The sequence below is a fragment of the Psychrobacter sp. PL19 genome (genome assembly GCF_017875835.1).
Lineage (GTDB): Bacteria > Pseudomonadota > Gammaproteobacteria > Pseudomonadales > Moraxellaceae > Psychrobacter.
On record NZ_JAGING010000001.1, the window covers coordinates 2,131,406 to 2,153,463 of the forward strand.

The window sequence follows — 22,058 nt, forward strand, 5'->3', positions numbered from 1 at the left end:
TCACGCAGGTTAACTTAATTAGATAGACTACTCTTCGTCTTCTTTATGGTCTTCATGTTCATGGAGACCTTGCATCATATCGAGCGCCGAGTCATCGGTACGCTGTTGGTCTTCTTTAGCAAGGCTATCTTGATTGATATCTTTTGGTGCCATTTTGGTGGTTGAGTCAGGCTTATCACGATTGTCCATGAGGTACTCCCAATTTTTTTTATTAATTCTTCAATGATCTTACCATTAATTAAATTCTAAAAGTGTCAGTCAACTGACACTTTTAGATTAACCCATTGAGTATGTGATATTGGTCACTAGTTGTACAGGGATGATGTGCGATTATTTAGTGACGGTATGTAACGACATATCAACCTGATTTGACCGCCTAAGGTGAGTTATCACAGTCAGGGAATGATAAAGCCATATTGCTAATAAGGTTTTTTTAGAACACTATAAAAAGTATTCGGGTGGAGAATATTCCTGTTATGATGACAGCGTATTTTGGTAGGGCCGTTATAGAGCTATTGCTAATGGTTAAAATTTATCTTTACCTCCTATAATTTTTATCACTGTCTTTGGACACAATAAGGACATTTTATGTCAGAGCAGAAATTAGACAGCCATCTTCCTGATGATGGCAACGAATATTTATTTACTGATACTTTTCCAAAGGGCACTGGTAAAGGGCTGATAGTAGTAGTGATAGCTGCGATTGTCAGTATGATTATTTACAACGTCCTGCCGTACGATATCAGTGCCAATAAAGGTCTCACTTTACTGTTCTTTATTGGCGTGTTGTGGTTGACTGAAGCGGTGCATGTGACTATTACCGCGATATTGGTCGTCGTAATAGGCGCACTTATTGGCATACCAGACTTTGATGCCGAAATTGGCCTACAAAGTTTTGCCAACCCGATTATTTATTTGTTCTTTGGGGGTTTTGCATTAGCAGCGGCGCTACATGTGCAGAAATTGGATAGAAAAATTGCGCTTAAGATTCTGTCGATGGCCGGTGGCAATCTTAGAACTGCGGTATTTTTGATATTTGGAGTGACTGCATTTTTATCGATGTGGATATCGAATACAGCCACTGCGGCAATGATGTTGCCATTGGCGCTGGGTATTTTAACCCAGGTCGACCGTGAAAACGACCGCGGCACTTTCGTATTTGTGCTATTAGGTATTGCTTATTCTGCCAGCCTTGGGGGTTTGGGTACTATCGTGGGCTCACCGCCTAATGCCATCGCTGCCAAAGCGCTTGATATCGCTTTTGTTGATTGGATGAAGTTTGGTATTCCCATGATGTTGGTATTGTTGCCACTATTATTAGGGGCCATGTATCTTTTTCTTAAACCCAATCTTAATCGTCAGGTAGCACTCAACGAAGATGATCCTATTGCATGGAATAAACCCCGTGTACTGACAATTATTGTGTTTATCGCAACCGCATCGAGCTGGATACTCTCTAAAAAAATCGGTGCCGCGCTTAATATTGATGATGTGGATTCTATTGTCGCATTGTTAGCAGCATCAGCAGTGGTTAGCTTAGGTTTGGTGTCATGGAAACAAGTCTCTGACAACACCGACTGGGGCGTACTCATGTTGTTCGGTGGTGGTATCGCGCTATCAACGGTGCTAAAAGTCTCAGGGGCCTCTTTGATTCTTGGTCAAGCGGTCGCCAATGGGTTGTCATCTGCACCGCTTATCTTAGTGGTAATTTCAGTAGCAGCATTCATTATCTTCTTAACAGAGTTTGCCTCTAATACCGCTTCTGCTGCGCTTTTAGTACCCGTATTTGCGGCTATTGCCGAGCAAATGGGTCTGCCGCCTGCCGTATTGGTAATGATTATTGGTATTGGTGCCTCGTGTGCCTTTATGTTACCCGTTGCCACCCCACCAAATGCGATTGTCTTTGGTACTGGGCTTATTAAACAGTCAGAGATGGTACGTACTGGTGTGATACTTAATATCATTGCCACCTTTGTAGTCGGATTATGGGCGTATTTCTTCCTGCTCTAATTGCTAACTAATTGAGTATTGTAACAGCTAATTTTAGAACCTGATGTCTATGCAACAGCTAGACATCGGGTTTTTTTATGGCTTTTGATGGTGGTTGTCTCGAATAGTGATATATGGCTTATCACATTATCATAAAAGGACAAGTAATCTCATACCATGAAACGGATTCACTAAAAATGATGTCACGCCTAGTTAAATTTATTATATATACCAGTATCAGCGTTCTTGTCATATTAGTCGCCTTATTAGTGTTTTTTTGGGCACCTGATAAAAGCGTTGCTGAACTAGAACAGTGGCAGTTGCCAGATAGTGAGTTTGTGGAAGTCGAAGGTATGCAGGTACATGTAGTGCAGTCAAACCTATGTCAAGATCTGAATAGCAAAACGTTGTCAGAGCCTGTTGTTTTACTCCACGGCACGTCAGCAAGCTTACATACCTGGGAAGGTTGGGCGACAGCACTCAGTAATGAGTCCTGCGTCATTCGTATGGATCTACCAGGGTTTGGCTTGACTGGTCCCTATGTTAAGGAGTCAATAGATTATACTAGCGATAATTATGCGGCTTTTGTGACCCAGGTAATGGATCGCTTACAGGTAAGTCGAGCCACTTTAGTGGGCAATTCGTTAGGAGGTAAAATTGCTTGGCGTACTGCCGCCTTGTATCCTGAGTATGTGGAAAAATTAATATTGATCGATTCGGTCGGTTATCCAGCGACACCAAAACAGGTTCCTCTAGCCTTTACGCTAGCGAAGTACCCAGCTTTAGCCCCTATTTTGAATTATGTTCTGCCTCGAGACGTGGTCAGAAAAAGCCTGGTGAGTGTTTATGCAGATGATAGCAAGGTTAATGACGCCTTGATTGATCGTTACTATGATCTAGCGCTACGTCAGGGCAATCGCCAAGCACTGATAGATCGTCTGCAAGAATTTGATAGCACCGAAAATCAAGACCAAATTAAGGGTTTAACCCTGCCTACTTTAGTCTTATGGGGCGCACAGGATGACCTAATCCCAGTGGAGAATGCCACGCGTTTTCATCAAGACATCCGTAACAGCCAGCTTAAAGTATTCGATAATCTAGGGCATGTGCCGCATGAAGAAGACCCCGTCGCGACTGTTAGGGCAGCAAGACAGTTTTTGGTTGGTGAAAAACTAGATTAATCCTACACCATACTTTCTAAGAATTAATTTCTAAACAGTCACTATTACCTAAAGGGAGTCGTCAGTAAAGGCCACAGATCTCGCATCAATTGTATTTAACTGCTGGATAAAAACCATATCAGGCAGTTAAATGCTGTCTGTCATTTAACTGTATCTTGAATCATAGCCAAATTAGCCCCATAATCTAACCACTTATTAATAATAAATAGCCTAAGCAAATATGCCTAATACTCTAGAAGACCCTAAAGATTTAAGCGACGACGACATGAGCAGCGGAAAACAGGCTAATAGCCAAGCCGAGGACGAGAGAGTTTCTCGAGCTGAAGTACCAGCTATACTGCCAGTACTTGCTAAAGACGAATATTATTTAAGTAAGCTTGAGCGTGAGCTCACACGCGCCTCTACATCTAAAAACAAGCCTGATAACAATAACGAAAAAGCTGCTGAGGCAGTCGCTCAAAAACGTGCACAATTTGAAAAGCTAAAAACCCGCTCACAGCAGGCGGTACAAGCGCGCATGGACAGCATTCCAAATGAGTTAGCAGATAAATTAAATCTTGATCTGCCAGTGAGTCAACGGGCCGGAGACTTAATACAGGCAATTATTGATAATCAAGTGATTATTGTCGCTGGTGAAACCGGTTCGGGTAAGACCACTCAGCTGCCAAAATTAGCGATGCTGGCAGGTCGTGGAATACGTGGACAGATAGGACATACTCAGCCACGTAGACTGGCGGCGCGCAGTGTGGCCAACCGAATCGCCGAAGAGTTGGGTGAGCAGTTAGGTCATACCGTTAGTTTTAAGATTCGGTTTAATGAACAAGGTACCGCGCAGTCAGTGATTAAACTGATGACGGACGGTATCTTACTCGCTGAACTGGGTCATGACCGCTTTTTGAGCAAATACGATACGATTATTATCGATGAGGCCCATGAGCGCAGCTTGAATATTGACTTTATTATGGGTTACCTCAAGCAATTACTGCCCAAACGTCCTGATTTAAAAGTCATTATTACCTCAGCAACTTTAGATACCCGGCGCTTCAGTGATTACTTTAGCCGTTATGATGCCAAGTCAAAACGTCAGATACCGGCACCTATTTTTAATGTAGAAGGGCGTAATTTTCCAGTTGAAGTACGTTATCGTCCTTTAACAGACGAGCCAGTAACCAGTTCAGACGATGATAGCTACGATGATTTTGAAGAAAATTTGCCACGTGCAATGGTTGCGGCAGTAGAAGAATGCTTTAGCGACGCGGAAAGTAAAGGCCATCCAGATCAGGCTGATATCCTGATATTTGCCGCTACCGAAGCTGAAATTCGGGAGTTACAAGAAGTCATTGAGCGTCATGGGCCAAAACACACCGAAGTATTGCCACTATTTGCGCGGCAGACCTATGAAGAACAACAACGTATTTTTCAGCCGTCGGGTAGAGGGCGACGCATTGTTATCGCTACCAACGTTGCCGAGACTGCGTTGACTGTGCCGGGTATCCGTTATGTGATTGATTTAGGGTTCGCGCGGATTTCACGCTATTCGTATCGCTCACGTGTACAGCGCCTACCGATCGAAGCCATTGCTCAAGCGGCAGCCAATCAGCGTAAAGGTCGTTGTGGTCGTATTGCACCTGGCGTCTGTATCCGCCTATATAGTGAGGAGGACTTTAGTGGTCGTCCTGAATTCACTGAACCTGAGATTCTACGCACTAACTTAGCCTCAGTCATTTTACAGATGGCCAATCTGCGCTTAGGCAGTGTTGATGACTTTGAATTTATTGAACCTCCTGACAGTCGTTTAGTGATTGATGGGCATAAACTACTGGATGAATTGGGCGCGATTACCCATAAAGACGAGAAGGCCGCTAATCAGTTAAGCACTAAACCGAACAGTAATAGTTTGCCTAGCAAAAAATCTAAACGCCAAGGACTTGATCATTTACAGCTGACCCGCATTGGGCAACAGATGGCGCGAATGCCAATAGACCCAAGGCTGGCACGTATGCTGGTTGCAGGTAGCGACTTTGATTGTATTCGTGAAATGCTGATCGTGGTTGCCGCGCTTGCGGTGCAAGACCCGCGCGAACGCCCAGCCAATAAGCGCCAGCAAGCGGATCAAAAGCACGCCGAGTTTCGCCAAGATGATTCTGATTTTTTGTTTTACCTGAGCCTTTGGAAAGCGCTGTTTGAAAAAGATGAAAACGGCAATAAGCTGTCAGGCAATCAGCGTAAGCAGTTTACCAAAAAGAACTTTTTAAGCTTTCCACGAGTGCGCGAATGGCATCAAACCCATCGTCAACTGGTACAGATGGTCACCGAGCTTAAGCTTACCGATGTTAATAGTTCAAAAGACAATACCAAAGGTAATGATAAAAACAGTTCTAAAAACAACCTTGATGAATCTACTGACAGTGACCCAACTGGCGTTCACGACGAGGCGCTAAAAGCGGTTAAATATGCTAATTTGCATCGTGCCCTGTTAACGGGCTTGCTGTCTATTATTGCTCATAAAACTGAAAATCGTGGTGAGTACCTAGCGGCGCGCCAGCAAAAAGCTAAGATATTCCCGGCCAGTACGGTATTTAAGCAAATACCACCGTGGGTGATGGCTTTTGAAATGGTAGAAACCTCGCAAGTTTTTATGCGTACGGTTGCCAAAATTGAACCGGAATGGGTTATCTCAGCGGCTGGTAACTTATTAAAGTATCACTACTTTGAACCACACTGGTCGAAAAAGACCGGACGGGTAAAAGCCTACGCGCAGATCAGCTTGTTTGGCTTGATTATTATTGGTAAGCAGCTGACTAACTATGAACAAGTTAATCTAATTGAAGCACGCGAGATATTTATCCGTGATGGTCTAGTAACTGGTAACTTCGGCCGGCAAGCGCCATTTTTACAGCATAATATGGATAAAGTGGCTGATATTGAACGCATCGAAGACAAGCTGCGTCGCCGTGATTTACTGGTTGATGAAGAGACGCTCTATCAGTTTTATGATCAGAAGACACCTGAGCATATTGCCAGCCGTAAAGCCTTTGAAGATTGGCGTGCGGACATTGAAAAAACCGATAATAAATATCTATTCTTTACTGATGAAGATGTACTAAACAGCCAAGCGCCAACGACTGGCGACTTCCCAGAAGTATGGCAGTTGGGTGATTTAAAATTGCCGCTACGTTATATCTTTGATCCCTCCAGCGACGAAGATGGTGTAACTATCCGTGTGCCATTAGCAGCCTTGCCGCAGTTGGATGCTATTGAGCTGTTATGGGGCGTGCCTGGGTGGCGTTTTGAGCTGGTTTTACAGTTGCTTAAGTCACTACCGAAAGACATTCGCCGACAAATTGTACCGATTCCTGATATGGCTGATAGCTTATTTGATGAGCTGCAACCTGCGCAATCGCAGGGATTGCTCAAACAGCTGTGCCAAGCGCTCAATCGCCGCGGTATCATGTCGGTAAAGCCCGACAACTTTAACCCGTCTAGCATTGATCGTTATCTACAACCACAAATCTGTGTGGTCGATGACAAGAATCGCATTATTGAAAAGGGTCGAGATTTACAAACCTTGCAAATCCGACATGCCAGCGAGACTAGCCAAGCAGTCACTGAGCATCAAGGCGCACATACGAGCTTCCCTGAGCACTTTAATTTCAGTAAAAACCATCACAGTGCTGGGGTAGTTATGAAGCAGTTTGCCGCTTTGGTTACTGATGAGGCCGGCGAGGCAGTATCGATTCATCAGTATACCGACGTGACCGCTGCATTGCAGGCGCATAGAATCGGGGTGCTGACGTTAATGAAAGGTCAGCTGGGTGCCAAGAAAAAACAGCTGACCAGTCAAATTGATAAGATATTTAAACTGGCCTTTGCACCACTTGGCGATATGGAAAAACTAAAAACTATCGTCATTGATGCCGCGCTAGATGCGGCTCTTGAAGAGCACTATATCTTGTTTGACCATAGTGAGGACTTATCTGAGAGCGCGGGTGATATCGCCATTAGTCTAGCCGAAGAGTTGCCGTTTACGCAGGAAGAGTACAGCCAAACTTCTGAAGTGGTGGTTAGTAACTTTCTACTAACTGGACAGACGGTGATCAAGACCCTTAAAAATGTCTACACCCGCTGGCAACGTATTCGTCAGAGCTTATTGATGCTCGATCGTGAGGTATTTGGCGAGTCTATTGATGACATCGAAGACCAATTGGAAGACTTACATCTGTCTAATTTTGTTTACCGGATGGATTACAGTCAGTGGCAGCAGTACCCACGTTATTTGGAAGCAGTTGAGATTCGACTTGAGCGACTTGAGCACAATATCGAAGCCGATCTTGATGGGGTTTATGCATTAGATTTGCACATGGAACGACTATCTGGACGTGCCAATGCCGAATCTATCAGTGAGTATCGCTGGCTAGTGGAGGAATATCGTATTCAACTATTCGCTCAGCCAATGAAAACCCGCATGGCGGTATCACCGAAGCGTCTGAGTAAAATGTGGGATAAGATGAGTTAGGGTAGAGGTTGCTCTAGGTTTTGTAGGGTGGGTTAGCAAGTACGTAACCCACCTTACAGCTAACTGATATTATTTAAAATTAATTAATATATAATCTGCTTATTTTAAAATCATCAAAACAACCACAAGAACGCTACGTATTAACTACACACCAACCTCCACAACCCTTTTCTTAGTCAATATATAGTGCGCAATCATACCGATACATATACCCCAAAATACTGAACTTAGCCCCAAAAAATGCATGCCAGATGCGGTGGCTAAAAAGGTAATCAACGCTGATTCTCTTTGGCTCTCATCTTTCATGGCAACGGTAATATTGGCAGAGATGGCACCGATTAATGCGAGACCTGCTAGCGCTGCGATGAGCTCTTTGGGTAACAAGCTAAATACGGTGACGATGCTGCCCGCAAATAAGCCGCCTAATAAGTAAAAAATACCATTAGCCACGCCTGCGATATAGCGCTTTTCTTTAAGCTCATGTGCGTCTTTTCCCGTACATAATGCGGCGGTAATAGCCCCTAGTATAACCGTTATGCCACCAACACAAGCGACCGCCAACGAGGCAATACTGGAAACCGTAATAATAGGCTTAGCAGGAATGTCATAACCACTCAGTCTTAAAATAGCCATACCGGGTAACAGTTGTCCGGTTAAACTCACTAAGATCAGCGGAATGGCTAGGTTCAACGTTGAGTTCCATGACCATTCTGGCCAGATGAGTGTGGGTATGGTTATTGAAAAATTGATATCGACAGGATTCATCTTGCCGAATATCACACTCAAGATAACGCCGCACAGCAATACCCAAATCATGGTGTAGCGCGGCGACCAACGTTTGGCTAATAAATAACAAGCCAGCATACTGAATACGATAAACGGCATGGTGTCAGTAGCGATAAATAACTCTAGGCCAAATTGAAATAGAATACCGGCCATCATTCCAGCTGCAATGCCAGGAGGGATCAGCTTTAGGATTTTATCAAGGTAGCCTGTGGCACCAATGATAAATATAACTAAGGCTGAGATAATATAAGCAGCGACTGCTTCGTTGATACTCATCTGCGGAAATAGTGTGATTAACAGCGCCGTACCTGGGGCAGACCAGCCCATGACCACGGGAGTCTTATATTTGATAGATAGGTAAATACTAGGTATCGCTGCGCCGATAGAAATACCCCAAATCCAAGAGGCCATCATGGCATCTGACACTTGCGCAGCTTGCGCCGCTTGAAAGAAAATAATCAGCGGGCCAGAATAAGCGATCAGCACCGCTAAAAAACCGGCAATAGATGCTGAGAGTGACCAATCTTCTTTAAGCGTTTGGATCAAAGTTGCCATATTGTCTTCTTGCGAATCATCAATAATCAGTGGGTCAATAGCCAGTAAACCTAGCTTAGGTAGCGCAACACAAAAACCACGCTATATGTTTAAATAATATTTTAACGCTATCGGGCTAATTTGTTAACTGCCATCATTCAATCATTTGATTGTCGATCAGCTAATTTAATCAAGTCAGTCTAACTTGTGCTGAGCTTTTTTGTTCTTATACCCATCAACTTTTTAAAATATTCTACGACGAACCGTTAATTCTTTAGGCAAAAATAAGATAGGTTTTCTCAAGCTAGCTCCTTTCGGTGGGACTGGCTATCGGACTGAATTTTGTAGCCAGCAACCTAAAATATAAGCCTTGTTATCCTTACAGACAATACGATTGATTAGATAGTAGAATAGATATTTAACTTAAATACCTAATCTTGAATACCTGAACTTAAATACCTGAACTTAAGTACTATAGTTAAAATACCTTAAAAACGCGACGGTACTGCTGCTATAAGCTTTTTGCAGCCTCTGTCTGCGTAGGCACAGCAAGCAAGAAAAACGTATGCCAGCAGTAGGTTATGTATCGATATTACTTTTCGTTGACTATAAAAGGAAAATAGCATGTGGGACGAACGCTATCGTGAAGCAGGTTTTGCTTACGGCACAGAAGCCAATGACTTTCTAAAAGAGCAATTTCAGAAAATACCAGCAGGGGGACGTGTGTTATGTTTGGCTGAAGGTGAAGGAAGAAATGCGGTGTTCTTAGCCCAACAAGGCTATCAGGTAACTGGCATTGATCTCTCCGAAGTTGGTTTAAACAAAGCGCTGAAACTAGCCCGCGATAAAGGAGTGGAAATTTCTACTCAGGTTGCAGACCTGGCTGATTATGAATTAGGCGAACAGCAATGGGATGGCATTGTTTCTATTTGGGCGCATATGCCTGAAGCCATACAGCGCCGTGTTCATGCACAGGTTGCATCAGCGTTACAGCCAGGTGGGGTATTTATTCTTGAAGCTTATACGTATCAGCAAACGACCATGGAAGGGGTTGGTGGGCCATCTGCTGACCAAAAAGATAGATTTGTGTCATTAGAAGACTTACAGAGTGAGCTTACAGAACTAGAGGAGGTTATTGGGGTTGAAAAGCAACGTATTGTCTCAGAAGGAGATCGCCATCAAGGTCTCAGTGCAGTCGTGCAATTTATCGGTTATAAAAAGTAAGCGTGGCCTAGATAGAGATGCCGTTATCTTGCAACTATCTTAACGTTTAACACGCTGTCGCTAAGCAGGCTCTTATTAAATAAGTGCCCACATATTGCTCATTGCGCAAACCAATCGAAACGTTCAATTAGCTTGATACTGGTCACTATTTAAGATTAGTCCTTTAAGCTGGCTTGCAGACCTTGTGTGCTAAGTCAATAAAAGCTGCAGTAGCCGCGCTTTGATAAGCGCCTTTTCGTTGTAATAATACCGCAGTGCGCTTTAGTAAAGTTGGGGCTAATGCAATGGCGACCAGCTCATCACGATTACTCACAATGTTGGACGGTAATAAAGTGCTCAATTGGGTGTGGCGTACTATTTCAATAACGGCGCTTAATGAATTGGCCTCCATCAGTACCTGTGGCTGGATATCGTGTTGGCGACAATAACGCTCAATTTGCTCACGGGTCACAAATTCATGGCTCAATAGCACCAATGATTGCGCATTCAGGGTTGGCAAATCAATAGCTTGATGCTGTGCAAGGGGATGGTGGTTATTCACTACCAATGCCAGGGTTTCAACGAGTAAGGTTTGGGTTTCTATGTCGGCAGATTGCACCTCTGCAAAGGCAATACCCACATCAAAGGCATCATCAAGCAAGTGCTTTTCCATCTGCTCCTGCGACATCTCTTGTACGCTTAAGGTGACGTTAGGATAGCAAGCATGAAATTCTTTTATCAGTGGCCCGATCAGGTAAGTGGTAAACGTAGGAGTAATCGCGATTCGTAAAGCGCCGCGACTTAAGTTTTGTACATCGTGCAGTGCTCTTTGTCCTTCTTCTAAATCTTGTAAGGCTTTGCGCGCATAGCGGGCGTACACTTCACCGGCATCGGTTAGCTTAACGCGACGCCCCGAACGATCAAATAAGGTCGCCCCTAAGGTTTCTTCTAGTTGTTTGATTTGTTGCGACAAGGCGGGCTGCGAGACATACAGAGATGCTGCTGCCTGCGTGAAGCTGTGATGCTTGGCAACCGCGAGAAAGTACTTAATATGTCTAAGTATCATAATATACCTATAAGTATTTATTATCGATATCATAATATACCAGTATTTTACCTTATTACAATAACGGCGTATTATTCATTCTATCGAAACAACAGCGACAGCCGTTATGAAAGATATTATTGAAGGTTTTTTGAAGTTCCATAGCGATGCATTTCCTGAACGTGCTGATTTGTTCAAGAATTTAGCGACTAAACAGAACCCGCGTACGCTATTCATTTCTTGCTCAGACAGCCGCTTAGTGCCTGAGCTGGTAACCCAGCGCGAACCGGGCGGCCTATTTGTTATTAGGAATGCTGGCAACATTGTTCCCTCTTATGGACCTGAGCCCGGTGGGGTGTCAGCCTCAGTAGAGTACGCCGTAACCGCACTACAAGTTACGGATGTGGTCATCTGTGGGCATTCAGACTGTGGTGCCATGTCAGCCATTGCTAATTGCACCTGCATGGATCACATGCCAGCAGTTGGTAGCTGGTTGCGTTACGCTGACTCAGCACGGGTAGTTAATGAATCTATTACCCATTTAAGTGCTAGCGACCGTATTGAATCTATGGTGCGAGAAAATGTCATCGCTCAGATTGAAAATATTAAAACTCATCCCTCTGTTCGTCTGGCGCTAAGAGAAGGCCGTTTGGCACTGCATGGCTGGGTATACGATATCGAGACCGGTGGCATTGATGCCTTAGACGGCGCTACCAACGATTTTGTTTCCCTTGCAGAGCATACTGAAGTTCGCGCTTATCCTATACAGCCTATTCCTGTAGCGGTCTAAGCTTATTATTTAAGATCGTTATTCGAGCTTACTGTTTTAATTTTATGGTTTAAGCCAATAGGGTTTGAGCTTTATCAACGATAAGTAATATTGATTAGCATTATTTCAAACTCAATGATTTTCAACTTAGTAATTACTCAATTGTTTACTTAATAACTACTACCACTCACTAAAAAAGGTACTACCATGATTCAATCTCAAATTAGCAACACTGCCCGCCAAGCACTAACAGATACCATCATTGCCGCCAAAGCTGAGAAAAGTTTGTCGTTCGAACAAATAGCCGCTGGTACTGGTCTTAGCGACGTCTATGTAACTGCCGCTCTACTGGGTCAGCATCCTTTACCTACTGAGGCTGCGCAAAAAGTTGGCGAAACCTTAGGTCTTGATGATGATGCTATCGTTTTACTACAAGCTATTCCGTTACGCGGTAGCGTTGGCAGTGAAATGCCGACCGACCCTACTATCTACAGATTCTACGAGATGATGCAGGTGTACGGTACTACTCTCAAAGCTTTGGTTCATGAACAATTTGGTGACGGCATCATCAGCGCTATCAACTTTAAAATGGATATCAAAAAAGTTGCAGACCCAGAAGGTGGTGACCGCGCGGTTATTATCCTTGATGGTAAGTTCTTGCCTTTCAAACCTTTTTAACTGTGTCCCTAGACACTGGCCTCAAAAAGTCTTAAAAGCTTTTTAGAACGAGTACAGGGCTAAAATCATTACTAAAAATGCGACTAAAAAACTGTAATATGGCGAAAGTCGGCGCTCTGCGTCGGCTTTTTTCGGACATATTTAGTTATGTTTAACGACAGTCGCTATTGATTGAAACAGACACGCTATATAAACCCGCACAACTGCTCAAAAATTTCTCTAAGCCACGTGGTACTAATTTTAAAGTAGATTAAGTATACAAAGGAAGGCCTTTTATTAATGAGCACTGATCACATTTCTGCCACCGCACGCCAGTCATCATTGACCCTATTTTGGCCTATGATAGTGATTGCTGGATTGGCACTGACCCTACGCCCAACGATAACGTCTACCGGCCCTCTGCTAGAGGAAATTCGCTTGAGTACCGGTATAGGTTTGCAAGCGGCCTCATTACTAGTGGTGTTGCCCATGTTCTGTATGGGCGTGTTTCCTTTACTGTTACCATGGGTGGGCAAACGGCTGAGCGAAAGTGCTTGGATAACGGGTGGACTAATCGCTATAGCATTAGCAGGCTTGTGGCGTCTGGAATTAGGATCAGGTTGGACTCTGATTACTAGCGCGCTAATAGGCGGTACTGGTATCGCTATCGTACAGGCGATGGCGCCCGGCGTCGTAAAACGCTGGTATCCTAAGCGCGTACCGCTAGCGATGGGTATTTATTCAGCCTCACTAATGGCGGGTGGTGGAATTGCTGCTACGTTTAGCCCACTAGTGGCTGAGCATTATGGCAGCTGGCAAGCAGGCCTTGGTATATGGCTAATACTACCAGTCGTTGCCCTCTTGCTATGGTGGCTGAGACCATCGGAAGTGATGGAAACCAAGCATAACAGTGTACCGGTCAATTTTTTTAAAAATCGTCGTGCCTGGTTACTGGCCAGTTATTTTGGCTTGGCCAACGCCGGTTATGCTTGTATGATCGCTTTTTTGCCGACTTATGCTCGTGGTTTAGGTTGGAGCGCTCAGAGTAGCGGTGAGTTAATCGGTATCATGACTGTTTTTCAGGTGATCGGTGCGCTTGGTGCTCCTGCGCTCTCTTCTAGTCGCCTGGATCGACGCCCTTGGTTGTTTTTTGCAGTAGGTATTCAGATTATCGGCTTTGCAGGATTAATGCTAATGCCAGAGTCATTGCTGATTGTTTGGGCCGCCATGATAGGTTGTGGCCTGGGCGCTTGTTTTGCATTAACGCTGACCGTGGCGCTTGATCATTTATCACTCCCTAAATTAGCTGGTGCACTGACCGCTTTTGTACAAGGCGTTGGTTTTATAATCACTGCAATCGTCCCTTACTTAGCCGGAGTTTTACGTGAAGGGACTGGTGATTTTCAGGCCGTTTGGCTGATGCTTTTGATCACGCTAATAGGTATGCTTGTGGTCACCACCAGATTTAACCCCAGCAGCTATGCTAAAGCCATGAATATGACTGATATTTAATCAAGACTTGTTGATTACAGCTTATTAAAGAGTGTGTGTTGATTCAGGTTTATTGATTTATGTATGCTGAATAACGTATGAAAATTAAAGCAGTGTTAATTAGATTATACTGACTGAGACCTATTAAGTTAGGCAAAAAAAATAATATTAAGGGTTTAAAATGAAGAAATTACTTATATATGCGGCTCTTGCAACCTCTTTGTTATCGGTCACGGCTTGTGCCAGTACCTCACCAAACAATCAAATTATACCCAGTGCAACTAACTCTGGAGCTTATATGGCAACCATTCCTGTGTTAACGGGTGAGATGGCACAGAACATGATCAATGCCGCCGCCTTAGAAGCTAAAAAAGATCAACTAATGGTGTCCGTAACGGTGGTTGATCGCTCAGGACAGACGTTGGCCGTTTTGAGAGATCACCGAGCAGGCGTGCATACCATTCGTGCCAGTTATAAAAAAGCATATACCGCCAATTCACAAAAAAGAGAAACTGCGGACATTGCTAAGGGTATCAAAGACGGTAGTATTCCTGCTGACATTCGGTATTTAGATGAAAATATATTGATGTTAGATGGCGGCGTTCCCATTTATATCGATGGTGTTGTGGTTGGTGGCATCGGAGTAGGCGGTGCGCATGGTAGTGAAGATGTGCGGATTGCCAAAGCAGGCATAAAGGCTTTGGATTAAGTCTGTACTCACAAATCTGTATTTACACATCTGTATTTACAAAAAGATAGAGCCATTATCGGCTCTATTTTTTATGCTATGAATTAACATCACTTTATGAGGTTTCTAAATGCTACTTTTAAGGCAGTTCTTTTTAAGAGTTGCACTCTGCCATTAAGAAGGGCGCCGTTTGGCTTATTTCTGAACAAGCCACTTCTTCAGGTGCGCCTTGAGCAACAATAAGTCCGCCTTTATCGCCAGCACCTGGGCCGATATCGATAACCCAATCGCTATTACTGGCAACCTGCATATCGTGTTCGACCATAATGACGGTATTGCCAGCGTCAACCAACCCGTTCAATTGTGACATCAACATCGATACGTCTGCAGGATGTAAGCCGGTGGTCGGTTCATCAAGCACATAAAGAGTGTTGCCACGCTGGGTGCGTTGCAGTTCAGTGGCCAGTTTGATCCGCTGGGCTTCACCGCCAGATAGTTCAGTGGCTGGCTGGCCGAGTTTTAAGTAGCCCAGTCCGACTTGCAGCAAGGCATTTAGCGCGCGCAAAATGGCAGGCTCATCTGCAAAGAACTCATAGGCGGATTCAACCGTCAGAGCGAGCACTTCGGCAATATTTTTATCACGATAGGTGATTTCAAGGGTTTTGTCATTGTAGCGCTGTCCATGACAGACTTGGCATGGCGAATAAACGCTAGGAAGAAATAACAGCTCGACCATGACAAAGCCGAGGCCTTCGCAATTGGGGCAGCGCCCTTTTACCGTATTGAACGAAAAGCGACCCATATCGTAGCGACGTGCTTTTGCTTCTGGGGTCAACGCAAACAACTTACGGACATGATCGAACATGCCGGTATAGGTGGCCAGGTTTGAGCGAGGACTACGACCGATTGCTTTTTGATCAACGGTTACTAGTCGCTTTACGTGACTCATTCCAGCAACAATCTGCCCACCGGTTGGTGTTTCCAACTCTTGTTCGAGTAAATCAGCTTCGCCAGTTGGCGCTGCAATTATAGATTGTTGTCCTAGTGACTCATAAATGAGTTCGACCAGGGCTTGACTCACTAAACTTGATTTACCGGAACCGGATACCCCAGTAACGGTAGTCATCACGCCTAACGGAAACTCAATGTCTAAATTTTGTAGGTTGTTACGCTCAACTCCTGCTAGCTTGAGCCAAGCCATCGGCGCTCTTGGGGTGTGTTTAATTTTCGCATCGGTGGTAAAAAGATAGCGGCCAGTGTGTGACCTAGCCACTTCGCGTAAACCATCTATAGGCCCACTGTAAATAACCTCGCCGCCATGAGTACCAGCATCTGGTCCAACGTCTACTATCCAATCGGCGTGTCTGATAACGCTAACATCGTGCTCAACCACAAATACTGAGTTGCCAGCGACTATTAGTTCATCCAAGGCACTTAATAACGCTTGAGTATCTGCGGGGTGTAAACCTGCGGAGGGCTCATCAAGGACGTAAACTACTCCGAACAGTTGCGAGCGAATTTGGGTGGCAAGCCGTAAGCGTTGCAACTCACCTGGAGATAAAGTAGGGGTGGTGCGCTCAAGCGACAAGTAACCCAAGCCCAGCATCGTCAGGGCCTCAACTCGAGACAGAACATCGCGGGCGATGCGCTGAGCGACGATTGCTTTTTCTCGATCTTTCATGTTATCAGTAGGTTTGTTATTGGCAGCAGCCTGAAGCTTGAGAGCAACTTCGGTCAAGGTCAACTGCGACAACTCACCAATATCTAGTCCTGCAAATTTGACTGACAGCGATGCTTGCTTTAATTTTTTGCCGTGACATTCTGGACAGACAGATATCTGCATAAATTGGGACACACGTTTTTTAGTGCGAGGGCTTTGGGTGGTGGCAAAAGAGTGCAAAACAAAGTGTTTAGCACTTGCAAAGGTACCCATATAATTGGGCTCTTCTTCTTTTACAATTGCTTCGCGTACTTGTTCACCGCTATATTCTGGATAGACAGGTACTGTCGGGGTTTCGTCAGTAAACAAGATCCAATCGCGGGTTTTTTTCGGTAACGACCGCCACGGCGTATCGATGTCATAGCCAAGAGTCACCAATATACGGCTCAGGTTTTTACCTTGCCATGCAGGTGGCCAGGCTGCAATGGCCCGTTCTCGAATGGTTTTGGTATCATCGGGAACCAGCAGCTTTTCAGTTACCTCAAACACGCGACCGATACCAGAGCAGACAGGGCAGGCGCCGTCGGGGGTGTTAGGCGAAAACGCATCTGCATAGAGCATGTCCTGACCGGCAGGGTAGTCACCAGCCCGTGAATAAAGCATGCGCAACCCGTTAGAAATTGTGGTAATACTGCCAACCGATGAGCGCACAGAGGGTGTGCCACGCTGTTGTTGTAGTGCGACTGCTGGTGGCAGCCCCGTTATTGAATCAACATCGGGCTCGTCAACTTGGTCTATCAAGCGCCGCGCATAAGGCGATACGGTATCAAGGTAACGACGTTGTGACTCTGCAAACAAGGTACCAAAAGCCAGTGATGATTTTCCTGAGCCTGATATCCCAGTAAAAACCACCAGCGCATCACGAGGTAAATCGATATCAACATTCTTTAAGTTATGAACGCGGGCACCCCTTACTTGAATGCTATTATTAGTATCACGAAGATCGGTATCGCGGGGGCTAGTATTATGGAGCGTGTCTTTAGCTTGACTCTGATTCGCTATTGGATTGCTATTGTTTACTAGGTCGTTATTGGTGGTCGCCATAAAAAGGCTACTCCTATTGAATTATATTTTTTAATTTTCGCTGTGGTTGGGTTATGCCGGTCAAAGTGTTTAGCTGGTTGAATGCGCCCTTTAATAGGCCCCTTAAGGCAACTTTAGGGCATTTAGACTTGAGATTGAACTCAGTTTTTTTGAATAAGAATTACTGTACTATGAGTTCTGAATTGATGGCTGTCGGTACGTACTAACATTATCTTATTTTAATACCAGTAGCCTGCTTCGTTTAGCGTAGTTTAGTAAGCCTATTTTTATAGTTGTAACTATTGCAGCTAATGACTTTACTAAAGTTAGGAAATACAATATTTTCTTAACTTTCTCTGTGTGGTAGAATTAGCGGCATTAATACCAGCGACTATTGGTCAATCAGTCATATAAATTATCAATCATATGAGAGTTTTAATATAAAAATGAATATGCCAATCTAATTGTACCTCTGTCCGTAACTTATTGCTTATTATAGTAATACCCCTCTTCTAAAGCGTTTTGCGCCTTTTTCTGCGTGATCGCATTGCTTTATTATCTATCTTACTAATCGATTTATAAGTTAAGTTTCTAAAATCAGGGTATTCAAAATAGTATTTATAATTAAGACCTTTAAATAATATCTAGTATCTTCTCAGCATATTTAATAGGCTCAAGAGCGTAGCTGGAAGATTATAGAGGGCTAATACTGTATTTTTTTATCTTAAACTTATCGATTATTAAAATAATAAATCCGTAAATAAGACTGAGTTAAAAATGTTAAATGTTATTAAAGAGCATTGGCTATCAAATGTTAGAGGCGATATTTTAGCGGGTATGGTGGTCGCCTTAGCGCTTATTCCCGAAGCCATTGCCTTTTCAATTATTGCTGGTGTCGACCCACAGGTGGGTCTTTATGCCTCGTTTTGTATCGCAGTGGTTATCGCTTTCGTTGGCGGCCGGCCAGCGATGATTTCTGCCGCTACTGGTGCCATGGCTTTATTAATGGTCACGCTAGTCAAAGATCATGGTTTACAGTACTTGCTGGCAGCAACTGTGTTGACAGGGGTTTTACAGGTTATCTTTGGTTTCTTAAAACTGGGTAATCTGATGAAGTACGTTTCTCAGTCAGTTATTATTGGTTTTATTAATGCCTTAGCCATTTTAATTTTTATGTCGCAACTTCCTGAGTTAATGCCGCAAGCGGGCTCCAATTTATGGCATGTCTATGCTCTGGTTGCTTTAGGGTTAATCATAATATATGGTTATCCTCACATTCCAAAAATTGGCAAGATCATTCCTTCACCCTTGGTTTGCATCGTATTGGTGACTATATTGGCCATTGTATTTGGTGCAGAGGCACGAACTATCAGTGACATGGGCCAGTTGCCGGATACCCTGCCAATTTTCTTATTACCTGATATTCCTCTAAATATGGATACCTTGCGTATTATCTTGCCTTACTCTATTAGTTTGGCCATAGTCGGTTTGTTAGAATCTATGATGACCTTGAGTATTGTAGATGACCTAACGGACACCAAAGGCGATCGTAATAAAGAATGCAAAGGTCAGGGAATGGCAAATATGGTTAGTGGTTTCTTTGGTGGTATGGCAGGTTGTGCGATGATTGGTCAGTCTATAATCAACGTAAAATCAGGCGGCTTTACTCGTTTATCGACCTTAATTGCTGGGTTGTTTTTATTATTGATGGTGGTCTTTTTAAGCGACTGGTTGAAGATTATTCCAATGGCCGCGTTAGTGGCGGTTATGATTATGGTATCGGTTGGTACCTTTAACTGGGGCTCTTTTAAGGAGCTCAAGACCAAACCTCTACAGAGTAATTTAGTAATGATCACCACGGTTGCGGTGGTCGTAGCCACCCATAACTTAGCTTATGGGGTCTTAATTGGTGTTCTGTTATCGGCATTATTCTTTGCTAATAAGATTGAGCGTTATATGAGTGTCGATACGCAACTGGATGAATCAAAGCAAACACGTTACTATCGAGTGAATGGCCAAGTCTTTTTCTCATCTGCAGAGCGCTTAATAGAATCATTTGATATTAAGGAGGCGATCCCTAATGTGGTTATTAATGTCTCTGAGGCTCATTTTTGGGATGTGACAGCAGTCGCTGCTATTGACAAAGTTATTATTAAGTTTCGCCGAGAAGGCACCGAAGTTGAGCTGATAGGCCTTAATGAGGCCAGCCAAGCGATGGTAGAAAAGTTCGGTGTTCATGACAAATCAGACGCCGCTAATAACTTAAGTGCTCATTAAACGCTCGTTAAGGGCTTGTTGATAACTTTATTCACTCAAGAATTAAGGATAAATTATGACCACAGAACAGCATATTTTAGCTTGTATCGATGGATCGGCAGTCACTGAATCCGTTTGTAACTACGCTGCATGGTACGCCAGTCGCTTAGATTTACCGGTGGCACTATTACATGTTAGCGATATCCCTGCGTCGTCCAGGCGCGACTTGTCCGGTGCGATAGGGGTGAACAGTCGCCAGTTTTTATTAGAAGAATTAACCCAGCTCGATGAACAAAGAGCGAAGGTAGTGAACAGTTATAGTAATGCCTTAGTACAAGATGCAAAAAGTCATATCAACAGTGATTTTGATGTGGAAGTTAGCATTTATCAACGCCGCGGCAAGTTATTACCCGCTATTGAACACTTTGAAGCAAAAAATCGTGCCATTGTTATGGGGCGGCGCGGAGAAGATCATAAAAATGATCGAATCAATATTGGTAGCCAAATCGAAACGGTGGCACGCGCATCACACATACCTATCCTGATTTGTTCAGAGGAGTTTACCGCCCCTACCTCATACATGATCGCATTTGATGCCAGTGAAACGGCCATTAAAGCGATCCAAATGATTGCAAAGAGCCCACTGTTAAAAGGGTTGCAAGGTCATATTGTGATGATAGGCAATCATGATGACTATGCTAAAGAAAGCTTAGCAGCGGCATTTCAGCAATTAGATTCATCGGGCTTTACAGTAGAGGCTCATCACTTACCTGAGTCTGATGCTGTTGACACACTATTGGCATTTCAAGCAAACAATAATGTCGATATTATCGTGGTTGGGGCTTACAGTGGTTCCAAGTGGCGGCAATTGTTTCTGGGTAGTACAACGACACAAATTATTGCTAGCACACTGTCACCGGTTATTTTGGTGCATTAGGGCGCCTTAGGTTTTGATTGTTACTACTGATGATAATAATCTATCAACATCCTCATTATATATAGCCAGTTCAAAATAAAATAGGTGCATTTGTGTCAGCGTGCTACTGGTATAAATTTTTCTTGCTTGCTGTTCACAAGTGTGACGGAGGCTGCGAAAAATTCATAATAGTAGCACTGTATCTCTTTTAAATTGGATTTACCATATCTATCTCTTGCGCATTCGCTATTTTAAGTAGGCTCTCTAAGCGCTTTTTTGTTTAAAACAAACACCAGAACTGCCCCTAAAATGATCGTGCTTGCTATTATAAATCGCATGGTCAACTGCTCAGATAGAAAGAGCGCACCACCAATAGCCGCAAGCACGGGTACGCAAAACTGTACGACTGCCGCTTGGGTACTTTTTAACAGCGGCATAGCAGCATACCAAAGGATATAGCCCATACCTGAGGTAATCGCCCCTGAAGTACTCGCTAATAATATTCCTTCAATGCTGATGTCTTGTATGTGGCTTATACCGACTAACAACAATAGGGGAATGGCGACTAAGCTCCTTATAAAGTTAAAGCTTGTGGTTCTAAGCGGTGATACACACACTTGACCGCGTATACTGTATATACCCCATGCCATACCGCTAATGGCCATAATTGCTGCCCCAAACAGTGATGGTACCGCTGCTGAAGGCAGCATTAAGTAGACAAAACCTGCTATTGCGACCACAAAAGCTGCCCACTGCAATGCGCTTAATTGCTCTTTTTTATAGATACCCCAACCTATCATGGTCAGTTGTACGGCTGAAAATAAAATAAGTGCCCCCGTACCCGCATCCAGTTCTACATAGGCAATCGAAAAACACAGTGCGTAAAACAATAAGCTAATGCTACTTAGCCAGCTGCCTTTGTCCTTTAAAATAGCCGGGTTAAATGTGGCTTTACGTTTTAAATTATAAGTATAAATCACCATAATAATGCCTAAAGAGGCGGCACCACTGAGCAGACGAATAATAGTAAAGTTCCATGGATCGATATAACCCTCAACTAGGGCCATTCTACAAAAAATAGAGTTTGCGGCAAATGCAATTAAAGCAATAATTGTGTACAACGTGGCTTTCAAAAATAATCCTTAGCGTGCGTAGTGGGGGTATAGCGATAGCAAAAATTTGAGCTGGGAAAGAGTGAAGCACTGCGTTGCACTAAACACAAGGAAATTTTTTAAGTGAGTTTTTATAAAAGATTATAAGGTAAGGTAATAAGTGTGGTAAGTC

Annotated in this window: 15 protein-coding genes; 10 read left to right on the forward strand and 5 right to left on the reverse strand. The window is 43.8% G+C overall.

From position 1 onward, the window contains the following. Window positions 1-27: 27 nt before the first annotated feature. Entirely contained in the window at window positions 28-189 is a 162-nt protein-coding gene (locus H4W00_RS08670) for a hypothetical protein (protein WP_209957278.1), read from the reverse strand. Between the two features lie 399 nt (window positions 190-588). Between H4W00_RS08670 and H4W00_RS08675 the strand changes: the two genes are divergently transcribed. The 3 genes from H4W00_RS08675 to hrpA all read left to right on the forward strand — a co-directional run bounded on the left by H4W00_RS08675 (window position 589) and on the right by hrpA (window position 7,686). Continuing rightward, window positions 589-2,010 carry an SLC13 family permease gene (locus H4W00_RS08675; RefSeq protein ID WP_209957281.1) on the forward strand — a complete coding sequence of 474 codons (1,422 nt, stop codon included), beginning with the start codon at window positions 589-591 and terminating at the stop codon, window positions 2,008-2,010. A 176-nt stretch (window positions 2,011-2,186) separates the two neighbouring features. Beyond that, complete coding sequence (locus H4W00_RS08680; protein ID WP_209957283.1) at window positions 2,187-3,170, forward strand: alpha/beta fold hydrolase; 984 nt, start codon at window positions 2,187-2,189, stop codon at window positions 3,168-3,170. A gap of 220 nt (window positions 3,171-3,390) precedes the next feature. After that, a complete protein-coding gene (hrpA, locus tag H4W00_RS08685; protein WP_209957285.1) occupies window positions 3,391-7,686 on the forward strand; it encodes an ATP-dependent RNA helicase HrpA in 4,296 nt (1,431 codons plus the stop codon). 144 nt (window positions 7,687-7,830) lie between these two features. Here the strand turns inward: hrpA and benE are convergent, their stop codons facing one another. Next, window positions 7,831-9,027: a benzoate/H(+) symporter BenE gene (gene benE / locus H4W00_RS08690; protein ID WP_209957287.1), complete on the reverse strand. Its 1,197-nt coding sequence runs from the start codon at window positions 9,025-9,027 to the stop codon at window positions 7,831-7,833. A 603-nt stretch (window positions 9,028-9,630) separates the two neighbouring features. Between benE and H4W00_RS08695 the strand changes: the two genes are divergently transcribed. Next, a complete protein-coding gene (locus H4W00_RS08695; protein WP_209957289.1) occupies window positions 9,631-10,230 on the forward strand; it encodes a class I SAM-dependent methyltransferase in 600 nt (199 codons plus the stop codon). Window positions 10,231-10,393: 163 nt separating this feature from the next. On the opposite strand, the gene cynR is transcribed toward H4W00_RS08695, so the two are convergent. Further along, window positions 10,394-11,275, reverse strand: a complete 882-nt coding sequence (gene cynR / locus H4W00_RS08700; RefSeq protein ID WP_209957291.1) for a transcriptional regulator CynR — start codon at window positions 11,273-11,275, stop codon at window positions 10,394-10,396. A 106-nt stretch (window positions 11,276-11,381) separates the two neighbouring features. Here cynR and H4W00_RS08705 point away from each other — a divergent pair, with 106 nt between their 5' ends. The 4 genes from H4W00_RS08705 (at window position 11,382) to H4W00_RS08720 (ending at window position 14,880) form a co-directional block, all read left to right on the forward strand. Further along, window positions 11,382-12,044 (forward strand): carbonic anhydrase, encoded by a 663-nt coding sequence (locus H4W00_RS08705; protein WP_209957294.1) that lies wholly within the window; start codon window positions 11,382-11,384, stop codon window positions 12,042-12,044. A 186-nt stretch (window positions 12,045-12,230) separates the two neighbouring features. Then, window positions 12,231-12,701, forward strand: a complete 471-nt coding sequence (gene cynS / locus H4W00_RS08710; protein ID WP_209957296.1) for a cyanase — start codon at window positions 12,231-12,233, stop codon at window positions 12,699-12,701. Between the two features lie 279 nt (window positions 12,702-12,980). Next, the gene (locus tag H4W00_RS08715) at window positions 12,981-14,192 is read left to right on the forward strand and encodes a CynX/NimT family MFS transporter (RefSeq protein WP_209957298.1); all 1,212 of its coding nucleotides are present in this window, start codon (window positions 12,981-12,983) and stop codon (window positions 14,190-14,192) included. Window positions 14,193-14,352: 160 nt separating this feature from the next. Continuing rightward, window positions 14,353-14,880 (forward strand): GlcG/HbpS family heme-binding protein, encoded by a 528-nt coding sequence (locus H4W00_RS08720; protein ID WP_209957299.1) that lies wholly within the window; start codon window positions 14,353-14,355, stop codon window positions 14,878-14,880. Between the two features lie 133 nt (window positions 14,881-15,013). Here the strand turns inward: H4W00_RS08720 and uvrA are convergent, their stop codons facing one another. Beyond that, window positions 15,014-17,623: an excinuclease ABC subunit UvrA gene (gene uvrA / locus H4W00_RS08725; protein WP_209957301.1), complete on the reverse strand. Its 2,610-nt coding sequence runs from the start codon at window positions 17,621-17,623 to the stop codon at window positions 15,014-15,016. 756 nt (window positions 17,624-18,379) lie between these two features. Between uvrA and H4W00_RS08730 the strand changes: the two genes are divergently transcribed. Together H4W00_RS08730 and H4W00_RS08735 are read left to right on the forward strand one after the other, a co-directional pair. Beyond that, entirely contained in the window at window positions 18,380-19,879 is a 1,500-nt protein-coding gene (locus H4W00_RS08730) for a SulP family inorganic anion transporter (RefSeq protein WP_209957304.1), read from the forward strand. Window positions 19,880-19,934: 55 nt separating this feature from the next. Continuing rightward, complete coding sequence (locus tag H4W00_RS08735; protein WP_209957306.1) at window positions 19,935-20,795, forward strand: universal stress protein; 861 nt, start codon at window positions 19,935-19,937, stop codon at window positions 20,793-20,795. Window positions 20,796-21,025: 230 nt separating this feature from the next. On the opposite strand, the gene H4W00_RS08740 is transcribed toward H4W00_RS08735, so the two are convergent. Further along, complete coding sequence (locus H4W00_RS08740; RefSeq protein WP_209957308.1) at window positions 21,026-21,907, reverse strand: DMT family transporter; 882 nt, start codon at window positions 21,905-21,907, stop codon at window positions 21,026-21,028. Window positions 21,908-22,058 lie beyond the last annotated feature (151 nt).

What these genes read in the sequence shown, in the direction of transcription:
- H4W00_RS08670 (WP_209957278.1), bottom strand. Translation starts at nt 189, where the DNA reads ATGGACAATCGTGATAAGCCTGACTCAACCACCAAAATGGCACCAAAA.
- H4W00_RS08695 (WP_209957289.1), top strand. Translation starts at nt 9,631, where the DNA reads ATGTGGGACGAACGCTATCGTGAAGCAGGTTTTGCTTACGGCACAGAA.
- H4W00_RS08675 (WP_209957281.1), top strand. Translation starts at nt 589, where the DNA reads ATGTCAGAGCAGAAATTAGACAGCCATCTTCCTGATGATGGCAACGAA.
- H4W00_RS08730 (WP_209957304.1), top strand. Translation starts at nt 18,380, where the DNA reads ATGTTAAATGTTATTAAAGAGCATTGGCTATCAAATGTTAGAGGCGAT.
- H4W00_RS08735 (WP_209957306.1), top strand. Translation starts at nt 19,935, where the DNA reads ATGACCACAGAACAGCATATTTTAGCTTGTATCGATGGATCGGCAGTC.
- H4W00_RS08715 (WP_209957298.1), top strand. Translation starts at nt 12,981, where the DNA reads ATGAGCACTGATCACATTTCTGCCACCGCACGCCAGTCATCATTGACC.
- benE (WP_209957287.1), bottom strand. Translation starts at nt 9,027, where the DNA reads ATGGCAACTTTGATCCAAACGCTTAAAGAAGATTGGTCACTCTCAGCA.
- hrpA (WP_209957285.1), top strand. Translation starts at nt 3,391, where the DNA reads ATGCCTAATACTCTAGAAGACCCTAAAGATTTAAGCGACGACGACATG.
- uvrA (WP_209957301.1), bottom strand. Translation starts at nt 17,623, where the DNA reads ATGGCGACCACCAATAACGACCTAGTAAACAATAGCAATCCAATAGCG.
- H4W00_RS08680 (WP_209957283.1), top strand. Translation starts at nt 2,187, where the DNA reads ATGATGTCACGCCTAGTTAAATTTATTATATATACCAGTATCAGCGTT.
- H4W00_RS08720 (WP_209957299.1), top strand. Translation starts at nt 14,353, where the DNA reads ATGAAGAAATTACTTATATATGCGGCTCTTGCAACCTCTTTGTTATCG.
- cynS (WP_209957296.1), top strand. Translation starts at nt 12,231, where the DNA reads ATGATTCAATCTCAAATTAGCAACACTGCCCGCCAAGCACTAACAGAT.
- cynR (WP_209957291.1), bottom strand. Translation starts at nt 11,275, where the DNA reads ATGATACTTAGACATATTAAGTACTTTCTCGCGGTTGCCAAGCATCAC.
- H4W00_RS08705 (WP_209957294.1), top strand. Translation starts at nt 11,382, where the DNA reads ATGAAAGATATTATTGAAGGTTTTTTGAAGTTCCATAGCGATGCATTT.